Below are 17,504 nucleotides of genomic sequence, written 5' to 3'. Positions count from 1 at the left end.
GTCAGGCCGCCACGGTCGTGCCGCAGATCCCGCACACCTCGAACTGTCGCCGCTTCCACCGCGCCAGCGGGATGAAGAACACGGTGAACTGCCGGTACTGCCGCATGACCGTCCACTGCGTGGTGTTGTGACAGCGCGGGCAGGTCCGGGTCGGCCCGGCGCCGAGGTATTGCTGTTTGGTGCTGAGGCCGAACAGGAAGAAGAACATCCGTCCAGCCTAGGGACTGGCCCGCTCAGCTACGGGCGGGCCGGATCTCCCGGGGTAGCGCGAACACCAGCGTCTCGTTGGCGGTGGTGACCGGCTGCACGGTGCCGTACCCGTAGTCGGCGAGGCGGTCGAGCACCCCGCGCACCAGGACCTCGGGCACCGACGCGCCGGAGGTGACGCCGACGGTGGTGACGCCGTCGAGCCAGGCCGGGTCGATGTCGTCGGCGTAGTCGACCAGGTGCGCCGCGTCGGCCCCGGCGCCCAGCGCCACCTCGACCAACCGCACCGAGTTCGACGAGTTCTTCGACCCGACGACGATCACGAGTTCACACTCGGGCGCCATCGCCTTGACCGCGACCTGGCGGTTCTGCGTGGCGTAGCAGATGTCGTCGCTCGGCGGATCCTGCAGCGTCGGGAACTTCTCGCGCAGCCGGCGGACGGTCTCCATCGTCTCGTCGACGCTCAGCGTGGTCTGCGACAGCCAGATGACCTTGTTCGGGTCGCGCACGGTGACCTTGTCGACCGCGTCGGGATTGTCGACGACCTGGACGTGGTCGGGCGCCTCACCGGCGGTGCCGACGACCTCCTCGTGGCCCTCGTGGCCGACGAGCAGGATGTCGTAGTCGTCGCGGGCGAAGCGTTTGGCCTCGTTGTGCACCTTGGTGACCAGCGGGCACGTGGCGTCGATGGTCTTCAGATTGCGGGCGGCGGCCTCTTCGTGGACGGTCGGCGCCACGCCGTGGGCGGAGAACACGACGATCGCACCCTCGGGCACCTCGTCGGTCTGCTCGACGAAGACGGCGCCGGCCTTGGCCAGCGTGTCCACCACGTAGCGGTTGTGCACGATCTCGTGACGGACGTACACCGGAGCGCCGTGCTTCTCCAACGCGCGCTCGACGGTCTCCACCGCGCGGTCCACGCCGGCGCAGTACCCACGCGGTTCGGCCAGCAGGACGCGCTTACCGGACACGCCGCCCGTCACCGAGCTGGACGCACCCGGAATCCCCATGTTGATCGTCGACGGCATGGTTCCCAGGGTACTGACCGGTGCCACCGACCGCCCAGCCGTAGGCTGTCGGCATGGCTACCGCACCCTATGGGGTCCGTCTGCTGGTCGGCGCCGCCGTCACCGCGGTCGAGGAAACCCGCAAGCTGCCACACACGATCCTGATGTATCCGATGACCGTGGCCAGTCAGGTCGCCAGCATCGTGATCCATTTCCAGCAGAACATCGCCGACCTGGTGAACAAGGGCGACGAGACGCTGGAGAACCTGTTCCCGCCCAAGGACGAGCAGCCGGAGTGGGCGACGTTCGACGAGGACGACGACTCCGCATCGACCGAGGGCGACGGGGAGCGGCGCACCGAGGGCCGCTTCGCGCTGTTCTCCACGGGCGAACCGGAGAACAACGGCGCCCAGACCGGCGCCGAGCAGTCCTCCGCCGGCACCGACACGCCGTCGATCGTCACCGAACTGGACTACGAATCGCTGACGCTGGCGCAGCTGCGCGCACGGCTGCCTTCGCTGAGCGTCGACGACCTCGAGGCGCTGCTCGACTACGAGGGCGCCACGCGTTCGCGCGCCCCGTTCCAGACCCTGCTGGCGAACCGGATCACGCGCGCCACCGCGAAGTGACGACCCCCGAACAGGGAAAGTCCGCCGACAATCCGTGGCCGGTACGTGCCGTCGCCACGCGAGTCGCGAAGTACATCGACCGGCTCGGGAGCGTGTGGATCGAAGGTCAGCTCACCGAGCTGAAGATCCGCCAGACGACGGCGTGGATGGTGTTGCGCGACCCCGCGGCGGACATGTCGCTGTCGGTGAGCGCTCCGCGCGACCTGGTGGCCAACGCCCCGGTGCCGCTGTCGGAGGGCACCCAGGTGATCGTGCTGGGTAAACCGCAGTTCTACACCCGCAACGGGTCGTTCAGCCTGCGGATCAGCGAGATCCGCGCCGTGGGCATCGGTGAACTGCTGGCTCGCATCGACCGGCTGCGCCGACTCCTCGACGCCGAGGGGCTCTTCGACCCGCGGCTCAAGCGGCCGATCCCGTTCCTGCCCGGCACGATCGGGCTGATCACCGGCCGCGCCAGCCACGCCGAACGCGACGTGATGACCGTCGCGACCAACCGCTGGCCCGCGGTCCGCTTCGCCGTACGCAACACGATCGTGCAGGGCCCCAGCGCGGTCCCGCAGATCGTCGAGGCGCTGCGCGACCTGGACCGGGACCCCGGTGTCGACGTCATCGTGCTCGCCCGTGGCGGCGGCAGCGTCGAAGATCTGCTGCCGTTCTCCGACGAGACGCTGTGCCGCGAGATCGCCAGGTGCACCACCCCGGTGGTCAGCGCGATCGGCCACGAACCCGACAACCCGCTGTGCGATCTGGTCGCCGACGTGCGCGCGGCCACGCCCACCGACGCGGCGAAACGTCTGGTACCCGACGCGGCCGCCGAGCAGGACTACGTCGCCGACCTGCGCGCGCGCAGCGCCCGCGCCCTGCGCGACTGGGTGCGCCGCGAACAGCGCCACCTCGACCAGCTGCGCAGCAGGCCGGTGCTGGCCCGGCCGCTGCAGGCGATCGACTCCCGCGCCGACGAGGTGCAGCGCGCGCGGGCGGCCGCCCGCCGCGATGTCCGCCGGCTGGTGGCGGTGGAATCCGAGCGCATCGGCCACCTCACCGCCCGGCTGACCACGCTGGGTCCGGCGGCGACGCTGGCCCGCGGGTACGCGGTCGTGCAGACCCTGCCCGACACCCATGTCCTGAAGACGACGGACGACGCGCCGGCGGGCACCCGGTTGCGCATCCGGGTCGCCGACGGTGCGATCAGCGCGACGAGTGAGGGAACCGATGAAGCCCATTAGTGAGATGGGGTACGAAGAGGCGCGCGACGAACTGGTCGCCGTCGTGCAGCAACTCGAGCACGGCGGCCTCGACCTCGAGGCGTCGCTGAAGCTGTGGGAGCGCGGCGAGGAGCTGGCGCGATGCTGCGAGGAGCACTTAGCCGGTGCCCGTCAGCGCATCGAGTCCGCGCTAGGGGGGCGCGAGTCCGACGACGGTTGACCGGGCAAGCACTTCTCGCGTAGGCCTGGAAAACTGGAACACGTTTCAGTTATCGTCGCCGTATGGGCGATCCACGGTTGACGACCGAACTCGGCACGGTGCTGGTGACCGGGGGCTCCGGTTTCGTCGGCGCCAACCTCGTGACGGAACTGCTCGACCGCGGTCACCGGGTACGGTCCTTCGACCGCGTCCCGTCGCCGCTGCCGAAGCACCCCCTGCTCGAGACACTCGTCGGTGACATCTGCGATCCGGAGACGGTGGCCGCCGCGGTCGCCGGCGTCGACACCGTCTTCCACACCGCCGCGATCATCGACCTGATGGGCGGCGCGTCGGTCACGCCCGAGTACCGGCAGCGCAGCTTCGCCGTCAACGTCGGCGGCACCGAGAACCTGGTGCGGGCGGGCCGGGCCGCCGGGGTCAAACGATTCGTCTACACCGCATCCAACAGCGTGGTGATGGGCGGCCAACGGATCGTCGCCGGGGACGAGACCCTGCCCTACACAACACGTTTCAACGATCTGTACACCGAGACCAAGGTGGCCGCCGAGAAGTACGTGCTCGCCGCCAACGGGGTCGACGGCATGCTGACGTGCTCGATCCGGCCGAGCGGCATCTGGGGCCGCGGCGACCAGACCATGTTCCGCAAGGTGTTCGAGTCGGTGCTGGCCGGCCACGTCAAGGTGCTGGTCGGCAGCAAGAAGGTCAAACTCGACAACTCCTACGTGCACAACCTGATCCACGGGTTCATCCTGGCCGCGCAACACCTGGTGCCCGGCGGCACCGCACCGGGTCAGGCGTACTTCGTCAACGACGGCGATCCGGTCAACATGTTCGAGTTCTCCCGCCCGGTCGTCGAGGCCTGCGGTGAGCGGTATCCGCGGTTGCGGGTGCCGGGACGGCTCGTCCACCTCGCGATGACGGCATGGCAGTGGCTGCACTTCAAGTTCGGGCTGCCCAAACCGCTGCTGGAACCCACCGGCGTGGAACGGATCTACCTCGACAACTACTTCTCGATCGCCAAGGCCGAACGCGACCTGGGCTACCGGCCGCTGTTCACCACCGAACAGGCGATGGCCGCGTGCCTGCCCTACTACGTCGAGCTGTACCGGAAGATGAAGGCCGAGGCCACCAAAGCGTCTGCGGTGCAGGCGGTTACGCCGGCCCCCGCCGCGGGCTGAGCAGCCGGGCTCAGTTCCCCTCGCCGTCGGCGGTCAGATCGCCGTCGTCGACGAATTCCAGCCCCCCGTCGTCGAGCGCCACCGCCCAGCGCCTCGCGGCGTCGGCGATGTGGTGTTCGCCGATCTCGACCGCCTTACCCGCGGTGTCGGCGAAGTCCTCCACGATGACCCCGCGTTTCTCCCGATCGGTGCCCGGATGCACCAGGACCCGGGAGTTGATGGCGATGCCCGAATCCCCGCCCCCGGCGTTCTCCGCATCGATGTTCGCCGTCATTTCCGCACCTCCGAGTGCATTTGTTCCTGCTCGAAAGTCAACCACGCTCGCATCCGGCCAGTGCCGTTTCGCGGTATTCGGCACGCGACGCGAAAAGGCCACGAATCGGTCTCGGAATCATGGCCGCGCGAGGCCGCTGGGCTCCTCGTCGGGGATGCTCCACCGCACCGAGGTCACCCGGGCATCGACGGCCAGCACGCTGACGACCCGTTCGAGCGCCGCGTCGTCGCGGGCGTCGGCCGACACTTCCGCGGTCATCTCCACCGCTCCCCCGCCCCCGGAAGCCGACCGCATCGACGTCAGTCGCAGCGCCGAGTCACCGACCGCCTGAACCAGCAGCGCCCGCACGTCGGTGTCGTGATCGCCGCGGCACACCACGGTCAGCAGGTAGTTCACCGGCGGATGTTCCCTGCCGCTCCAGTGCTTGCGCCGGTCCATCGTCTCGGCCAGCGGATGCAACAGCAGATTGGCCGCGACCACGATCACCGCGCTCGCCAGCGCCTCGCGCCACAGCCACGCCCCGGCCAGCGCCCCCACCGCGGCGGTGGACCACAGCGTCGCCGCGGTGTTCAGCCCCGTCACCGACAGCCCCTGTTTCATGATCACGCCGGCGCCGAGGAAGCCGATCCCCGAGACGATCTGGGCCGCCACCCGGGTCGGGTCGGCGCCCGGGAAGCTGTACGCGCCGAGGATCAGGTACAGCGCCGAACCCGTGCTCACCAACGCCATCGTCTGCAGGCCCGCCATGCGCGAACGCCACTGCCGTTCCAGGCCGATCGCCACACCGAGCAGGGTCGCCAGGCCGACGCGGGTGAGCAGGTCGACGGCCAGCATGTCTGGAATTCTGCGCCCGAGCCCGCCATCGGGCACCCAGACACGCGCACCGCCGAGAATTCACAGACTTTCCAGCGAGAAACGACGTCGCGCCGTCCGAGCAGCCATACGATCGACGCATTGTCTACGGCAAGGGGGCGCAATGCCCGACGGTAAACCGAACATCCTCATCATCTGGGGCGACGACATCGGCATCACCAACCTCAGTTGCTACAGCGACGGCCTGATGGGCTACCGCACCCCCAACATCGACCGGATCGCCGCCGAGGGCATGCGATTCACCGATTCCTACGGTGAACAGAGCTGTACCGCCGGCCGCGCCGCGTTCATCAGCGGCCAGAGCGTGTACCGCACCGGGATGAGCAAGGTCGGCGTCCCCGGTGCCGACATCGGCTGGTCCGCAGAGGATCCCACGATCGCCGAACTCCTCAAACCACTCGGCTACGCCACCGGCCAGTTCGGCAAGAACCACTTCGGCGACCTCAACAAGCACCTGCCGACCGTGCACGGTTTCGACGAGTTCTATGGCAACCTCTATCACCTCAATGCCGAGGAGGAGCCGGAGAATCCGGATTACCCGCCCAAAGAGCAGTTCCCCCGGATGTACGAGGCCGCGCGACCGCGGGGTGTGCTCCGGTGCTGGGCGACCGACGAGGTGTCGGACGAACCCGACGATCCGCGATGGGGTCCTGTCGGCAGGCAACGCATCGAGGACACCGGCCCGCTGACCCGCAAGCGGATGGAGACCATCGATGACGAGACCACCGAAGCCTGCATCGATTTCATCAAGCGCCAGGCTGCGGCCGAGACGCCGTTCTTCGTGTGGATGAACACGACCCACATGCATCTGTTCACCCATACCAAGCCGGGGAGTGTCGGGCAGGCCGGGCGATGGCAGTCGCCGTACCACGACACGATGATCGACCACGACCGTCACGTCGGGCGGCTGCTCGACACCCTCGACGAGCTCGCAATCGCAGACGACACGATCGTCGTCTATTCCACGGACAACGGCCCGCACGCGAACACCTGGCCCGACGGTGCGACCACCCCGTTCCGCAGCGAGAAGAACACCAACTGGGAGGGCGCCTTCCGGGTTCCGGAGCTGATCCGCTGGCCCGGCCGGATCCCCGCCGGCGCGGTGTCGAACGAGATTGTCCAACACCATGATTGGTTGCCGACGTTTCTGGCCGCGGCCGGTGAACCCGACATCGTCGACAAGCTCAAGGCCGGACATCGCGCCGGTGACAGAGATTTCAAGGTTCACATCGACGGCTACAACCTCCTGCCCTACCTGACCGGCGAGGTGGCCGAGAGCCCGCGCAAGGGGTTCATCTACTTCTCCGACGACGGCGACGTCCTCGGCCTGCGGTACGACAACTGGAAGGTGGTGTTCCAGGAGCAACGCTGCCCTGGCACGCTGCAGGTGTGGGCCGAACCGTTCACCCCGCTGCGGGTGCCCAAGCTGTTCAACCTGCGCACCGACCCGTTCGAACGGGCCGACATCACTTCGAACACGTATTACGACTGGATGATCCGCCGTGGGTTCCTGGTGTTCTACGCAAGCGTGATCGTCACCCAGTATCTCGAATCGTTCAAGGAGTTCCCGCCCCGCCATCCCCCGGCCAGTTTCACCATCGACCAGGCGCTGGAGAAGCTCCACGAGTTCCTGGCGAAGGACTAGATGCTCGACCTGTGGAACGACGGGCCGGCGAAGTCGGCGATCGTCGACTTCGTCAACCGAACGGTGGCCGACACCGCACCCGAGGAGCGTGTCGCGGTGTTCGACAACGACGGCACGCTGTGGTGCGAGAAGCCTGCCTACATCCAACTCGACTTCCTGGTGCGGCGCCTGGCCGAGAAAGCCCGCTCCGACCCGGCGTTGCGGCCGCAGCAGCCGTACCGGGCCGCCGTCGACCGCGACATGGCATGGTTCGGCAATGCCGTCACCAAACACTACGAGGGCGACGACGACGACCTGAAAACACTTGCGAAGGCGGGCCTTTCATTGCACGTGTCGATGACGGTCGAGCGGTATGCGGGTCTGGTGGCCGAGTTCTTCGACCAGGCCGAGCATCCGACACTCGGCCGGCCGTACCGCAGCTGCACCTACGCGCCAATGGTCCAGCTGCTGCGCCACCTGGAAGCGCACGGGTTCACCTGCTACATCGCCTCCGGCGGCGGGCGCGACTTCATGCGGCCCGTCACCGCCGCCCTCTACGGCATCCCGCCCGAACGGGTGATCGGCAGCGCACAGGGGTTGTCGTTCGACCCCGCGGGCGAACTCATCATCCAACCCACGCTGGACGTCTTCGACGACGGCCCGGAGAAGCCGGTCCGCATCTGGAGCCGCATCGGCCGACGCCCGGTGCTCGCGGCGGGCAACTCCAACGGAGACGACGAGATGCTGAGGTACTGCGGCGGTCTGCGGTTGCTGGTGCACCACGACGACCCCGACCGCGAATTCGCTTACACCGCAGGCGCCGAACGGGCACTGGACCACGCCGCATCGCAGGGCTGGACAGTCATCAGCATGCGCGACGACTGGGTGACCGTATTCGGTGACTGACGACTTCGCCCGCATCCCCGCCCAGACCGCGCTCCTCGGCTCCGACCGGCACGATCCGGAAGAGGCTCCGGTGCGCGAAACCCACGTCGACGAGTTCTTCATCGAGACCCGCACCGTCACCAACGCCGAGTTCGCGGCGTTCGTCGACGCGACCGGTTACGTCACCGTCGCGGAGCGGCCACTGGACCCCGCGGCCTATCCCGGCGCACCGGCGGCGAATCTGCAACCCGGATCCATGGTGTTTCGACGCACCGCGGGACCCGTCGACCTGCGCCACCTCAGCCAGTGGTGGGTGTGGACGCCGGGCGCATGCTGGCGCCACCCCGTGGGCCCCGGCTCCTCGATCGCCCACCGCGCCGACCACCCCGTCGTGCACGTCGCCTATGAGGACACCGAGGCCTACGCAGCGTGGGCCGGGCTGGCACTGCCGAGCGAGGCGCAATGGGAGACCGCCGCGCGGGGCGGCCTCCGGAACGCCGCCTACACCTGGGGCGACGACGCCGAACCGGAGGGCACGCGGCTGGCCAACTACTGGCACGGCGACTTCCCGTGGCGGCCCGACCCGGGGTACGGCCGCACCACCCCCGTCGGCAGCTTCCCACCGAATGGCTACGGCTTGTACGACATGGCGGGCAACGTATGGGAGTGGACCACCGACTTCTACGCCGACAGCGGCTGCGCGGAGGAGTCCCGCGACCGCTTCGGGATGCCGCGGCGGGTGGTCAAGGGCGGATCGTTCCTGTGCGCCGACTCATATTGCGCCCGTTACCGGCCCGCGGCCCGGCGCGGACAACCGGTCGACACGGGGATGAGCCACATCGGGTTCCGCTGCGTGCGGGTGTGAGAACCGGCGGTCAGGGCATCCGCGCCAGCGGGGTGATCACCCCCGTCGCGCTGTCGACCAACGCTGCGCGGTCGAGCGTCGCACGCAACGGCAGCACGTCGTACAGCGCGGCCGCGACGGTCGGGAGTTGGGCGAGCATGGCCCGCGGCGCCACCGAACAGTGCGGCGTCCAGATCCCCGGCCGGTAGTGCTTGTGCAGATCGGCGCCGGTGGCGGTGACCGCCTCGACGACGCGTTCCTGCCGCGCGACGAGCGCGGCGGACACACCAGCGACCAGCCAGACCCGGCCGCGACGGAACAGTCCCACACCGTCGAACTGCAGCTGCACCGCCGGCCCGGCGGGAAGTCGTCCGAGCGCACCAGCGACTGCGGACGCATCCCAGCTGCGCAGCACCGCAAGCGACAGATGCGGCACATGGTGACCGTGGGTGTGGGAGCGCAGGGTCGGCACCCCATCGCTTTCGAGGCGGTCCCAGATCGCGCGGATCGCCGAATCGGATCGCCTGTCGAAGAGCAGACAGACCGCCAAAGCCACGGGTCGGTACACCTCCACCCACATCGTCCTGAACAAGAGTGTGACCGAAACCCCCGACCACACTTGGAACGTGTTCTAACTTGAGTACCCGTGACCACCAACCGCACCGCCGTCGTGATCGGCGCCGCCTCCGGGATCGGCTGGGCCAGCGCCCAGGCGCTCGCCGCCGCCGGGTACCGCATCGTCCTGGCCGACCGCAACGGCGACGGCGCCGGTGACCGCGCCGCCGCCCTTGGGGACCCGCACACCCACGCGCAGGCCGACGTCACCGACGAGGAGTCTGTCCAGCGCCTCTTCGAGCAGGCCGGCCCGGTCGACGCGGTCGTCAACTGCGCCGGGTTCAGTAACGTCGGCATGATCGTCGACATGCCGGTCGAGGGCTTTCGCGAGGTCATCGACGTCTGCCTGACCGGTGGCTTCGTCGTCGCCAAACACGCGGGCCGGACGTTGCGCGAAGGCGGTGTGCTGGTGCAGATCTCGTCGCTCAACGGGCGCCAGCCCGCCGCCGGGATGAGCGCCTACTGCGCCGCCAAGGCCGGGCTGTCGATGCTCACCCAGGTCGCCGCGCTGGAACTCGCGCCGCGCGGGATCCGCGTCAACGCCGTCGCCCCGGGCTTCGTGCACACCCCGCTCACCGATCCGGCCGCCAGCGTCCCCGGCGTCGTCGAGGAGTACCTGGAGAACACCCCGCTCGGCCGGGCCGGACAGCCCGAGGACGTCGCGGCCGCCGTGGCGTTCCTGTGCTCACCCGCCGCGTCCTGGATGACCGGTGAGGTACTCGACCTCAACGGCGGCGCCCACCTCAAGCGGTACCCCGACATCCTGCACCACGTCATGAAACTCGCGGAGGCGCAGTGACGTTCGCGGGTAAGCAGGCCGTCGTCACCGGTGCGGGCTCGGGCATCGGCGCGGCGCTGTGCCGGGCGCTGGCCGGTGCGGGTGCCGAGGTGCTGTGCACCGACATCGACGCCGACGCCGCCGAGAAGACCGCACGGGAGCTCGGCGCGCGGTGGGCTCCGCTGGACGTCACCGACGCCGCCGCCGTGCAGCGCACCGTCGACGACGTCGTCGCCCGCAGCGGCCGGCTCGACCTGATGTTCAACAACGCGGGCATCTCCTGGGGCGGGGACACCGAACTGCTCACCCTCGAGCAGTGGAACGCGATCATCGACACCAACATCCGCGGTGTCGTGCACGGCGTCGCCGCGGCCTACCCGCAGATGATCCGGCAGGGGCACGGCCACATCGTCAACACCGCGTCGATGGCCGGGCTGACCGCCGCCGGGCTGATCACCAGCTACGTGATGACCAAACACGCCGTCGTCGGAATGTCGCTGGCGCTGCGCTCCGAGGCCGCCGCCCACGGGGTCGGGGTGCTCGCGGTGTGCCCGGCCGCAGTCGAGACACCGATCCTCGACAAGGGTGCGGTCGGCGGCTTCGTCGGCCGCGATTACTACCTGCAGGGTCAACGGGTCAAGGAACCGTATGACGCCGACCGGCTCGCCGCCGACACCCTGCGTGCGATCACCCGCAACAAGGCACTACTGGTGAAGCCCCGACAGGCCCACGCCGCATGGCTTTTCGCCCGCCTGGCACCCGGACTGATGCAGCGCATGGCCACCCGGTTCGTCGCCGAACAGCGCGCCGGGCAGCGGGCGCGCACGGTCACCACGGGGTAGGTTCCCCGCGTGTCCGCAGACCTACCCGACGACGCGAGTGTCGACGCGGACCTCAGCCCGACCCAGAAACGCGCCCTGGCCGTCTGCACCGTCGCCGCACTGGCGTTCGCGGCCTACTTCCTGCACGACTTCTTCATCCTGATCGTGGTGGCCGCGGTCGGCGCGTACCTGTTCGCCCCGCTCTACGAACGGCTGCGCCGCCGGTTCGGCACCGGCCTGTCGGCGACCCTGACGCTGCTGGCGGCGATCCTCGTGGTCATCATCCCGGTCACCTTGGTGGTGTTCCTGGCGATCGCGCAGATCTCGCAGATGGTCACCACCGTCAACCAGTGGATGGCCACCACCGACGTCAGCACGCTCGGGGACCGCGCGTTGGCACTGGCCAACGACGTGCTCGACAGGGTGCCGTTCGTCGACTTCCGCCTCACCCCGGACACCCTGCGCGACGGTGTGGTCACGGTGTCCCAGCGCGTCGGCGAATGGCTGCTCGGGGTGCTGCAGGGTGCGGTCGGCGGCGTGCTCGGCGCGCTGACCGCGAGCGTGATCTTCCTGTACGTATTCGTGTCGATGCTTGTCAAGCGGGAGCAGATCCGCACACTGATCCGCAGGCTCAACCCGCTCGGCGAGGACATCACCGACCTGTACCTGGCCAAGACCGGCGCGATGGTGCGCGGCACGGTGAAGGGGCAGTTCGTCATCGCGCTGTGTCAGGGTGTGGCCGGGGCGATCTCCATCTACGTGGCCGGCTTCCACAACGGGTTCTTCTTCTTCTGCATCCTGCTCAGCGCGCTGTCGGTGATCCCGCTCGGCAGTGGCATCCTCAGCATCCCGTTCGGCATCGGGATGGCGTTGTTCGGCAACGTGATCGGCGGGGTGTTCGTGGTGGCCTTCCACCTGCTCGTCGTCACCAACATCGACAACGTGCTGCGCCCCATCCTCGTCCCGAAGGCCGCACGCCTCGACCCGGCGCTGATGCTGCTCGCGGTGTTCGCGGGAATCGCGATGTTCGGGTTCTGGGGCATCGTGCTGGGCCCGGTGCTGATGATCATCGTCGTCACCACGATCAGCGTCTACCTCGCCGTCTACAAGGGCGTACCGCTGATACGCGACGACGAGACCTCACCGCAGCGGCCCGGCCGACCGCAGTGGCTGCGCTCTCTGGAGCGGAAGGTCAGGCTTCGACGAGCCGCTCGGTGAGGAATTCGACGACGCGTTTGCGGGCCTCGTAGGCGGGGTGGCCGCCGACCTCGCGGACCTGATCGGTGAGCACCGAGTGCGCCCGCGGCGAGATGCCGTGCGCATTGCCCTTGGTCGAGTCGATCTCGATGACCTCGAAGGCGTCACCGAGCCGCTCCTTGAGCGTGGTGAACCGCTCCCCCGGCGACATCCAGTCCTTGCTGAAGCGCAGCCCGAGCGCACACAGGCCGTCGTTGGCCGCGCGCTGCTCGATGACACGCAGTTCGCCCTCGGACAGCCCGGGGTCGCGTTTGTGTTTCGGCGTGATCGGCAGCGGCAGCGAGGGCTGGCTGAGCACCGGCGCCAGCACGCTGTCATCGACGGCGGCGGCCAGCGCGAAGCCGCCGGTGAAGCACTGTCCGATGACGCCGACGCCCTTGCCGGGGGTGCGGGCGTTGAGGTCGCGGGCCAGCGCCCGCAGGTAGTGGGCCACCGGGCGGTCGGCGTTGGTGGCGAACGCCGCGAACTCCTTCGACACGCAGCCCTTGAGCAGGACCGGCACCGCGCCGGGACCCATCGGGGGTTTCATCGGCGTGCCGAACAGCGACGGGGCGGCGACGGTGAACCCGTTGTCGACGAGGTGGTTGCCCAGCGCCAGCACGTGCGGGTGCAGGCCGGGCATCTCGGGGATGAGCACCACCCCGGGGCCCTCACCTTTGCGGTACACGTCGTGGGTGTAGCCGGCGGCGGTGAAGGGCTCGGCGGTCCATCCGGTGAGGTCTGATGCCGGCGGAGCCGCTCCGGCGGCGACATCGGGCTCGCGTGTCATCGCTTCTCCAGGGGCTGCTGCTTCTGGGTCGCGGCCGCGAGTGTGCGGAACTCCTCGGGGCTGCCCGCGCCGGTGATCGCGAGTTGCGCGTTACCGGGCAGCCGGGTCGTCCACACCGGTTCGGTGTCCTCACCGCCCTGGTAGACGACCCAGTCGACCCCGTCGACGTCCTGGGCGCCGGACGGGACGAGGCCCGGGTTGATCGATTCGACCAGGGCGGCCTCGTCGGCGTTGCTCTGTGTGAGGCTCACGTAGTGCCCGCTGGGCGCCAGATAACCGACCCGTGACACCACCGCGCGGGTCGGCTGACCGGTGGCCGGATCGGTCGCGCCGGCCTCGATCCCGGCACGGCCGCCGCTGTTGGCCCGCCAGTTGTCGGGCAGTGCGGGCAGCCGGATCGGGATGTCGAGTGCGTCGGCGTCGGCCTGCAGGGCCGTGGGGGCGTCGAAGGCGGGGGGCGCACCTTCGGTCGGGCCGCGACCCTGGAACGAACACATGCCGAGCAGACCCGCGAGCACGATGCAGGCCACGATCAGCGGGGCCAGCGACCAGAACATGTCGCGCCCGTCCTGTAGCACCCGCGGCTTCGCCTCCCGCGGCGCGGGGCCGGCCCACTCGGACGGGGTCGGGTCCGGTTGGCTCGGGTCGACGGTCATGCCGCCAGTATCCCAGCCTCCCGATGGTGAGCGGCTTCTGGGACAATCACCCGCATGCCCGATCGCCGCAGGGAAGCCCCTGATCGCAACCTCGCCCTCGAACTCGTCCGCGTCACCGAGGCCGGGGCCATGGCCGCCGGCCGCTGGGTGGGTCGCGGGGACAAGGAAGGCGGCGACGGTGCGGCCGTCGACGCCATGCGCGAGCTGGTCAACTCGGTGTCCATGCGCGGTGTCGTCGTGATCGGCGAGGGCGAGAAGGACAACGCCCCGATGCTCTACAACGGCGAAGAGGTCGGCAACGGCGACGGACCGGACTGCGACTTCGCCGTCGACCCGATCGACGGCACCACGCTGATGAGCAAAGGTATGCCGAACGCGATCTCGGTCCTGGCGGTCGCCGAGCGCGGTGCGATGTTCGACCCGTCGGCGGTGTTCTACATGAACAAGATCGCCGTCGGCCCGGACGCCGTCGACGCCATCGACATCACCGCGCCGATCGGCGAGAACATCCGCGCGGTGGCGAAGGTCAAGGGCCTGTCGGTCCGCGACGTGACGGTCTGCATCCTGGACCGCCCGCGCCACGAACAGCTCATCGCCGACGTCCGTGACGCAGGCGCCCGCATCCGGCTGATCTCCGACGGCGACGTCGCGGGCGCGATCTCGGCGTGCCGGCCGAACTCGGGCACCGACATGCTGGCCGGTATCGGCGGCACCCCGGAGGGCATCATCACCGCCGCCGCGATCCGCTGCATGGGCGGCGCCATCCATGCCCAGCTCGCCCCCAAGGACGACGAGGAGCGGCAGAAGGCGATCGATGCGGGTCACGACATCGACCGGGTGCTCAAGACCGAGGACCTGGTGTCCGGGGAGAACGTGTTCTTCTGTGCGACCGGCGTCACCGACGGCGACCTGCTGCAGGGTGTGCGCTACGTCGGCGGCGGGTGCACCACCCAGTCGATCGTGATGCGCTCCAAGTCGGGCACCGTCCGCATGATCGAGGCCTACCACCGGCTGTCCAAACTCAACGAGTACTCCGCTGTCGACTTCACCGGTGACAGCAACGCCGCCTACCCCCTGCCGTAAAGACCTGGATGAGAAAGGTTTTCATGACCGCCGACAACGAAGTCGAGACCGAGTACCGCATCGAGCACGACACCATGGGCGAGGTCCGGGTGCCCAAGGCTGCGCTGTGGCGCGCGCAGACCCAGCGCGCCGTCGAGAACTTCCCGATCTCGCACCGCGGCCTCGAGCGCACCCAGATCCGCGCACTCGGACTGCTCAAAGGCGCGTGCGCCCAGGTGAACAAGGACCTCGGGCTGCTGGCGCCGGAGAAGGCCGACGCGATCATCGCCGCCGCGGCGGAGATCGCCGACGGGCAGCACGACGACCAGTTCCCGATCGACGTGTTCCAGACCGGTTCGGGCACCAGCTCGAACATGAACACCAACGAGGTCATCGCGTCGATCGCCGCGCGCAACGGCGTGACCGTGCACCCGAACGACGACGTGAACATGTCGCAGAGCTCCAACGACACGTTCCCGACCGCCACCCACATCGCGGCCACCGAAGCCGCTGTGCGCCACCTGATCCCGGCGCTCGAGGTGCTGCACGAGTCGCTGGCGGGCAAGGCGCGGCAGTGGCGGACCGTGGTGAAGTCCGGCCGTACGCACTTGATGGACGCGGTGCCGGTGACGCTGGGCCAGGAGTTCGGCGGGTACGCCCGCCAGATCGAGGCCGGTATAGAACGGGTGAAGGCGACGCTGCCACGGCTGGGTGAGCTGGCGATCGGCGGCACCGCCGTCGGCACCGGGCTCAACGCCCCCGACGGGTTCGGCGCGAAGGTCGTCGAGGTGCTCGTCGACCAGACCGGGATCGCTGAACTGCGCACGGCCAAGGACTCGTTCGAGGCGCAGGCCGCCCGCGACGGGCTGGTCGAGGCCTCCGGTGCGCTGCGCACCATCGCGGTGTCGCTGACCAAGATCGCCAACGACGTCCGCTGGATGGGGTCGGGGCCGCTGACCGGGCTGGCCGAGATCCAGCTGCCGGATCTGCAGCCGGGCAGCTCGATCATGCCGGGCAAAGTCAATCCGGTTCTGCCCGAAGCGGTCACGCAGGTCGCCGCGCAGGTGGTCGGTAACGACGCCGCGATCGCGTGGGGCGGTGCGGCCGGCGCGTTCGAGCTGAACGTCTACATCCCGATGATGGCCCGCAACCTGCTCGAGTCGTTCAAGCTGCTGACCAACGTGTCGCGGCTGTTCGCCGAGCGGTGCATCGACGGTCTGGTGGCCAACGAAGAGCACATGCGCTCGCAGGCGGAGTCCTCGCCGTCGATCGTGACGCCGCTGAACTCGGCGATCGGCTACGAGGAGGCCGCCAAGGTCGCCAAGGAAGCGCTCAAGGAGCGCAAGACGATCCGCCAGACGGTCATCGACCGCGGGCTGATCGGCGAGAAGCTCTCCGAGGAGGAACTCGACCGTCGCCTCGACGTGCTGGCGATGGCGAAGGTCAAAGACGGCTCCTGATCTGCGATTTCGGTGTAGTTGGTTGCGGTGAGCGCAACCAACTACACCGAAATCACGGGACCTTGCGGTCGGTGATCGGGCCTGCCCGTAGATCGCGCAACATGCTGTCGAGCGGGCCGCGGTAGGACAGCACCGGGCTCTCGGTGTCCGCGCAGTTCTTGAACCCCTCACCCATGTCGACCAGCGCCTCCAGCGACGTCCGTGCCGGCGACCAGCCGAGTTCGGACTGCGCGCGGCCGGTGTCGAGCAGCGGCACGGTGAACGCCATGTCCAGCCACCCCTCGTCAATCGGCTGCAGCCGCGCCCGCCACGACACCGCGACCGCGGGCCGCAGCAGCGACGACGGCACGTGCACCGGGTACGCCCCGAGGACTTCGGCGATGTCGTTGCGGCGCACCGGCGGGTCGGCCATCAGGTTGAACGGTCCGCCCGCGCGGCGTTCCACGGTCCGGGCGATCGCGTCGGCGACGTCCTCGGCGTGGATGATCGGCACGACCAGGCTCCGGTCGAGCGGCAGCACCGGCAGGAATCGCAGCCAGCGCGGTTCGATGAACGCGGGCAGCGTGTACCGGCGCAGACCGCCCGCGGCGTTACGTTGCACGATGAATCCGGGTCGCATGCGCGCGATGGTCAGACCGTCGGAGTGGTTGCGCTCGTAGTCGTCGAGGATCTGCTCGGCGGCCGATTTGGCGCGGCTGTAGGCCGAGGTGTCCACGCCCGCGGTCGACCACGTCTCGTCGACGTACTGCCCGTACCGACCGGGTGCGTAGGTACCGACCGACGACATGTGCACCAGCTGCCCGACCTCGGCGACGACGGCGGCGCGCAGCACCGCCCTGGTGCCGCCGACACCGACCGCGTCCAGGTAAGCGACGTTGCGGGTGGGCTGGAACCCCCAGGCGAGGTGTACGACGGAGTCGGCGTCGCGCATGACCGCTTGCAGCCGGGTGGTGGCGTCGTGGTCGGCGAGGTCGAGTTGGCGCCACTGCGCCGACCGGTAGATGCCGGTCTCGGGCGGTTTGCGCCGTGTGACGCCGGTGACCTCGTATCCGCCGGCGTCGGCGAGCCGCTGCAGCAGCGCTGTTCCGACGTTCCCGCTGGCTCCGGTGATCACGACGCGTGTGGCCATGGTCGGTCAAT

General features: G+C 69.1%; 20 protein-coding genes. 12 read left to right on the top strand and 8 right to left on the bottom strand.

The window, feature by feature from the left end; all coding sequences use genetic code 11:
* Position 1: 1 nt before the first annotated feature.
* Both AU194_RS05120 and AU194_RS05115 read right to left on the bottom strand, forming a co-directional pair.
* Positions 2-208, bottom strand: a complete 207-nt coding sequence (locus AU194_RS05120) for a zinc-ribbon domain-containing protein (protein WP_059088153.1) — start codon at positions 206-208, stop codon at positions 2-4.
* Between the two features lie 25 nt (positions 209-233).
* Entirely contained in the window at positions 234-1,235 is a 1,002-nt protein-coding gene (locus AU194_RS05115) for a 4-hydroxy-3-methylbut-2-enyl diphosphate reductase (RefSeq protein ID WP_059088245.1), read from the bottom strand.
* 53 nt (positions 1,236-1,288) lie between these two features.
* Between AU194_RS05115 and AU194_RS05110 the strand changes: the two genes are divergently transcribed.
* The 4 genes from AU194_RS05110 (at position 1,289) to AU194_RS05095 (ending at position 4,446) form a co-directional block, all read left to right on the top strand.
* A complete protein-coding gene (locus AU194_RS05110) occupies positions 1,289-1,843 on the top strand; it encodes a lipid droplet-associated protein (protein ID WP_059088152.1) in 555 nt (184 codons plus the stop codon).
* Entirely contained in the window at positions 1,840-3,069 is a 1,230-nt protein-coding gene (gene xseA, locus AU194_RS05105) for an exodeoxyribonuclease VII large subunit (protein WP_059088151.1), read from the top strand. The genes AU194_RS05110 and xseA overlap by 4 nt, the downstream gene beginning before the upstream one ends.
* Positions 3,056-3,268, top strand: a complete 213-nt coding sequence (locus AU194_RS05100; protein WP_059088150.1) for an exodeoxyribonuclease VII small subunit — start codon at positions 3,056-3,058, stop codon at positions 3,266-3,268. The genes xseA and AU194_RS05100 overlap by 14 nt, the downstream gene beginning before the upstream one ends.
* 62 nt (positions 3,269-3,330) lie before the next feature.
* Complete coding sequence (locus AU194_RS05095) at positions 3,331-4,446, top strand: NAD-dependent epimerase/dehydratase family protein (protein WP_059088149.1); 1,116 nt, start codon at positions 3,331-3,333, stop codon at positions 4,444-4,446.
* Between the two features lie 10 nt (positions 4,447-4,456).
* Here AU194_RS05095 and AU194_RS05090 read toward each other — a convergent pair whose 3' ends face one another.
* Positions 4,457-4,720 carry a hypothetical protein gene (locus AU194_RS05090; protein ID WP_197417516.1) on the bottom strand — a complete coding sequence of 88 codons (264 nt, stop codon included), beginning with the start codon at positions 4,718-4,720 and terminating at the stop codon, positions 4,457-4,459.
* A 117-nt stretch (positions 4,721-4,837) separates the two neighbouring features.
* Complete coding sequence (locus AU194_RS05085) at positions 4,838-5,554, bottom strand: MgtC/SapB family protein (RefSeq protein WP_059088148.1); 717 nt, start codon at positions 5,552-5,554, stop codon at positions 4,838-4,840.
* Positions 5,555-5,696: 142 nt separating this feature from the next.
* Between AU194_RS05085 and AU194_RS05080 the strand changes: the two genes are divergently transcribed.
* From AU194_RS05080 to AU194_RS05070, 3 genes are read left to right on the top strand one after another with little or no spacing between them, the layout of a single operon-like run.
* Positions 5,697-7,238, top strand: coding sequence for an arylsulfatase (locus AU194_RS05080; protein ID WP_059088147.1), 1,542 nt, complete (start codon positions 5,697-5,699; stop codon positions 7,236-7,238).
* A complete protein-coding gene (locus AU194_RS05075; RefSeq protein WP_059088146.1) occupies positions 7,239-8,123 on the top strand; it encodes an HAD family phosphatase in 885 nt (294 codons plus the stop codon).
* Entirely contained in the window at positions 8,116-8,967 is an 852-nt protein-coding gene (locus AU194_RS05070; protein ID WP_059088145.1) for a formylglycine-generating enzyme family protein, read from the top strand. Before AU194_RS05075 ends, AU194_RS05070 begins: the two co-directional genes overlap by 8 nt.
* Positions 8,968-8,977: 10 nt before the next feature.
* Here the strand turns inward: AU194_RS05070 and AU194_RS05065 are convergent, their stop codons facing one another.
* Positions 8,978-9,502 (bottom strand): 2'-5' RNA ligase family protein, encoded by a 525-nt coding sequence (locus tag AU194_RS05065; RefSeq protein WP_059088243.1) that lies wholly within the window; start codon positions 9,500-9,502, stop codon positions 8,978-8,980.
* A 90-nt stretch (positions 9,503-9,592) separates the two neighbouring features.
* Here AU194_RS05065 and AU194_RS05060 point away from each other — a divergent pair, with 90 nt between their 5' ends.
* Genes AU194_RS05060 through AU194_RS05050 form a run of 3 tightly spaced genes read left to right on the top strand, consistent with a single transcriptional unit; the run spans position 9,593 to position 12,378 of the window.
* Positions 9,593-10,360 (top strand): SDR family NAD(P)-dependent oxidoreductase, encoded by a 768-nt coding sequence (locus AU194_RS05060; RefSeq protein WP_059088144.1) that lies wholly within the window; start codon positions 9,593-9,595, stop codon positions 10,358-10,360.
* Positions 10,357-11,181: an SDR family oxidoreductase gene (locus tag AU194_RS05055; protein WP_059088143.1), complete on the top strand. Its 825-nt coding sequence runs from the start codon at positions 10,357-10,359 to the stop codon at positions 11,179-11,181. Before AU194_RS05060 ends, AU194_RS05055 begins: the two co-directional genes overlap by 4 nt.
* 9 nt (positions 11,182-11,190) lie before the next feature.
* Complete coding sequence (locus tag AU194_RS05050; RefSeq protein ID WP_059088142.1) at positions 11,191-12,378, top strand: AI-2E family transporter; 1,188 nt, start codon at positions 11,191-11,193, stop codon at positions 12,376-12,378.
* On the opposite strand, the gene AU194_RS05045 is transcribed toward AU194_RS05050, so the two are convergent.
* Complete coding sequence (locus AU194_RS05045; protein WP_059088141.1) at positions 12,353-13,186, bottom strand: dienelactone hydrolase family protein; 834 nt, start codon at positions 13,184-13,186, stop codon at positions 12,353-12,355. The two genes, AU194_RS05050 and AU194_RS05045, sit on opposite strands and share 26 nt — an antisense overlap.
* Positions 13,183-13,842 carry a DUF4245 domain-containing protein gene (locus AU194_RS05040; protein ID WP_059088140.1) on the bottom strand — a complete coding sequence of 220 codons (660 nt, stop codon included), beginning with the start codon at positions 13,840-13,842 and terminating at the stop codon, positions 13,183-13,185. The genes AU194_RS05045 and AU194_RS05040 overlap by 4 nt, the downstream gene beginning before the upstream one ends.
* A 54-nt stretch (positions 13,843-13,896) precedes the next feature.
* On the opposite strand from AU194_RS05040, the gene glpX reads away from it, so the two are divergent.
* Both glpX and AU194_RS05030 read left to right on the top strand, forming a co-directional pair.
* Positions 13,897-14,925 (top strand): class II fructose-bisphosphatase, encoded by a 1,029-nt coding sequence (gene glpX / locus AU194_RS05035; protein WP_059088139.1) that lies wholly within the window; start codon positions 13,897-13,899, stop codon positions 14,923-14,925.
* 23 nt (positions 14,926-14,948) lie between these two features.
* Positions 14,949-16,364 carry a class II fumarate hydratase gene (locus AU194_RS05030; RefSeq protein ID WP_059088138.1) on the top strand — a complete coding sequence of 472 codons (1,416 nt, stop codon included), beginning with the start codon at positions 14,949-14,951 and terminating at the stop codon, positions 16,362-16,364.
* Positions 16,365-16,416: 52 nt separating this feature from the next.
* On the opposite strand, the gene AU194_RS05025 is transcribed toward AU194_RS05030, so the two are convergent.
* Positions 16,417-17,493 (bottom strand): NAD-dependent epimerase/dehydratase family protein, encoded by a 1,077-nt coding sequence (locus tag AU194_RS05025; protein ID WP_059088137.1) that lies wholly within the window; start codon positions 17,491-17,493, stop codon positions 16,417-16,419.
* Positions 17,494-17,504 lie beyond the last annotated feature (11 nt).

The organism is Mycobacterium sp. GA-2829 (assembly GCF_001499965.1).
Lineage (GTDB): Bacteria > Actinomycetota > Actinomycetes > Mycobacteriales > Mycobacteriaceae > Mycobacterium.
The sequence above is the reverse complement of the archived record's forward strand: the minus strand, read 5'-3'. Positions and strand labels throughout refer to the sequence as shown.

What these genes read in the sequence shown, in the direction of transcription:
- AU194_RS05115 (WP_059088245.1), bottom strand. Translation starts at nt 1,235, where the DNA reads ATGCCGTCGACGATCAACATGGGGATTCCGGGTGCGTCCAGCTCGGTG.
- AU194_RS05075 (WP_059088146.1), top strand. Translation starts at nt 7,239, where the DNA reads ATGCTCGACCTGTGGAACGACGGGCCGGCGAAGTCGGCGATCGTCGAC.
- AU194_RS05100 (WP_059088150.1), top strand. Translation starts at nt 3,056, where the DNA reads ATGAAGCCCATTAGTGAGATGGGGTACGAAGAGGCGCGCGACGAACTG.
- AU194_RS05110 (WP_059088152.1), top strand. Translation starts at nt 1,289, where the DNA reads ATGGCTACCGCACCCTATGGGGTCCGTCTGCTGGTCGGCGCCGCCGTC.
- glpX (WP_059088139.1), top strand. Translation starts at nt 13,897, where the DNA reads ATGCCCGATCGCCGCAGGGAAGCCCCTGATCGCAACCTCGCCCTCGAA.
- AU194_RS05030 (WP_059088138.1), top strand. Translation starts at nt 14,949, where the DNA reads ATGACCGCCGACAACGAAGTCGAGACCGAGTACCGCATCGAGCACGAC.
- AU194_RS05040 (WP_059088140.1), bottom strand. Translation starts at nt 13,842, where the DNA reads ATGACCGTCGACCCGAGCCAACCGGACCCGACCCCGTCCGAGTGGGCC.
- AU194_RS05025 (WP_059088137.1), bottom strand. Translation starts at nt 17,493, where the DNA reads ATGGCCACACGCGTCGTGATCACCGGAGCCAGCGGGAACGTCGGAACA.
- AU194_RS05095 (WP_059088149.1), top strand. Translation starts at nt 3,331, where the DNA reads ATGGGCGATCCACGGTTGACGACCGAACTCGGCACGGTGCTGGTGACC.
- AU194_RS05045 (WP_059088141.1), bottom strand. Translation starts at nt 13,186, where the DNA reads ATGACACGCGAGCCCGATGTCGCCGCCGGAGCGGCTCCGCCGGCATCA.
- AU194_RS05090 (WP_197417516.1), bottom strand. Translation starts at nt 4,720, where the DNA reads ATGACGGCGAACATCGATGCGGAGAACGCCGGGGGCGGGGATTCGGGC.
- AU194_RS05080 (WP_059088147.1), top strand. Translation starts at nt 5,697, where the DNA reads ATGCCCGACGGTAAACCGAACATCCTCATCATCTGGGGCGACGACATC.
- AU194_RS05120 (WP_059088153.1), bottom strand. Translation starts at nt 208, where the DNA reads ATGTTCTTCTTCCTGTTCGGCCTCAGCACCAAACAGCAATACCTCGGC.
- AU194_RS05085 (WP_059088148.1), bottom strand. Translation starts at nt 5,554, where the DNA reads ATGCTGGCCGTCGACCTGCTCACCCGCGTCGGCCTGGCGACCCTGCTC.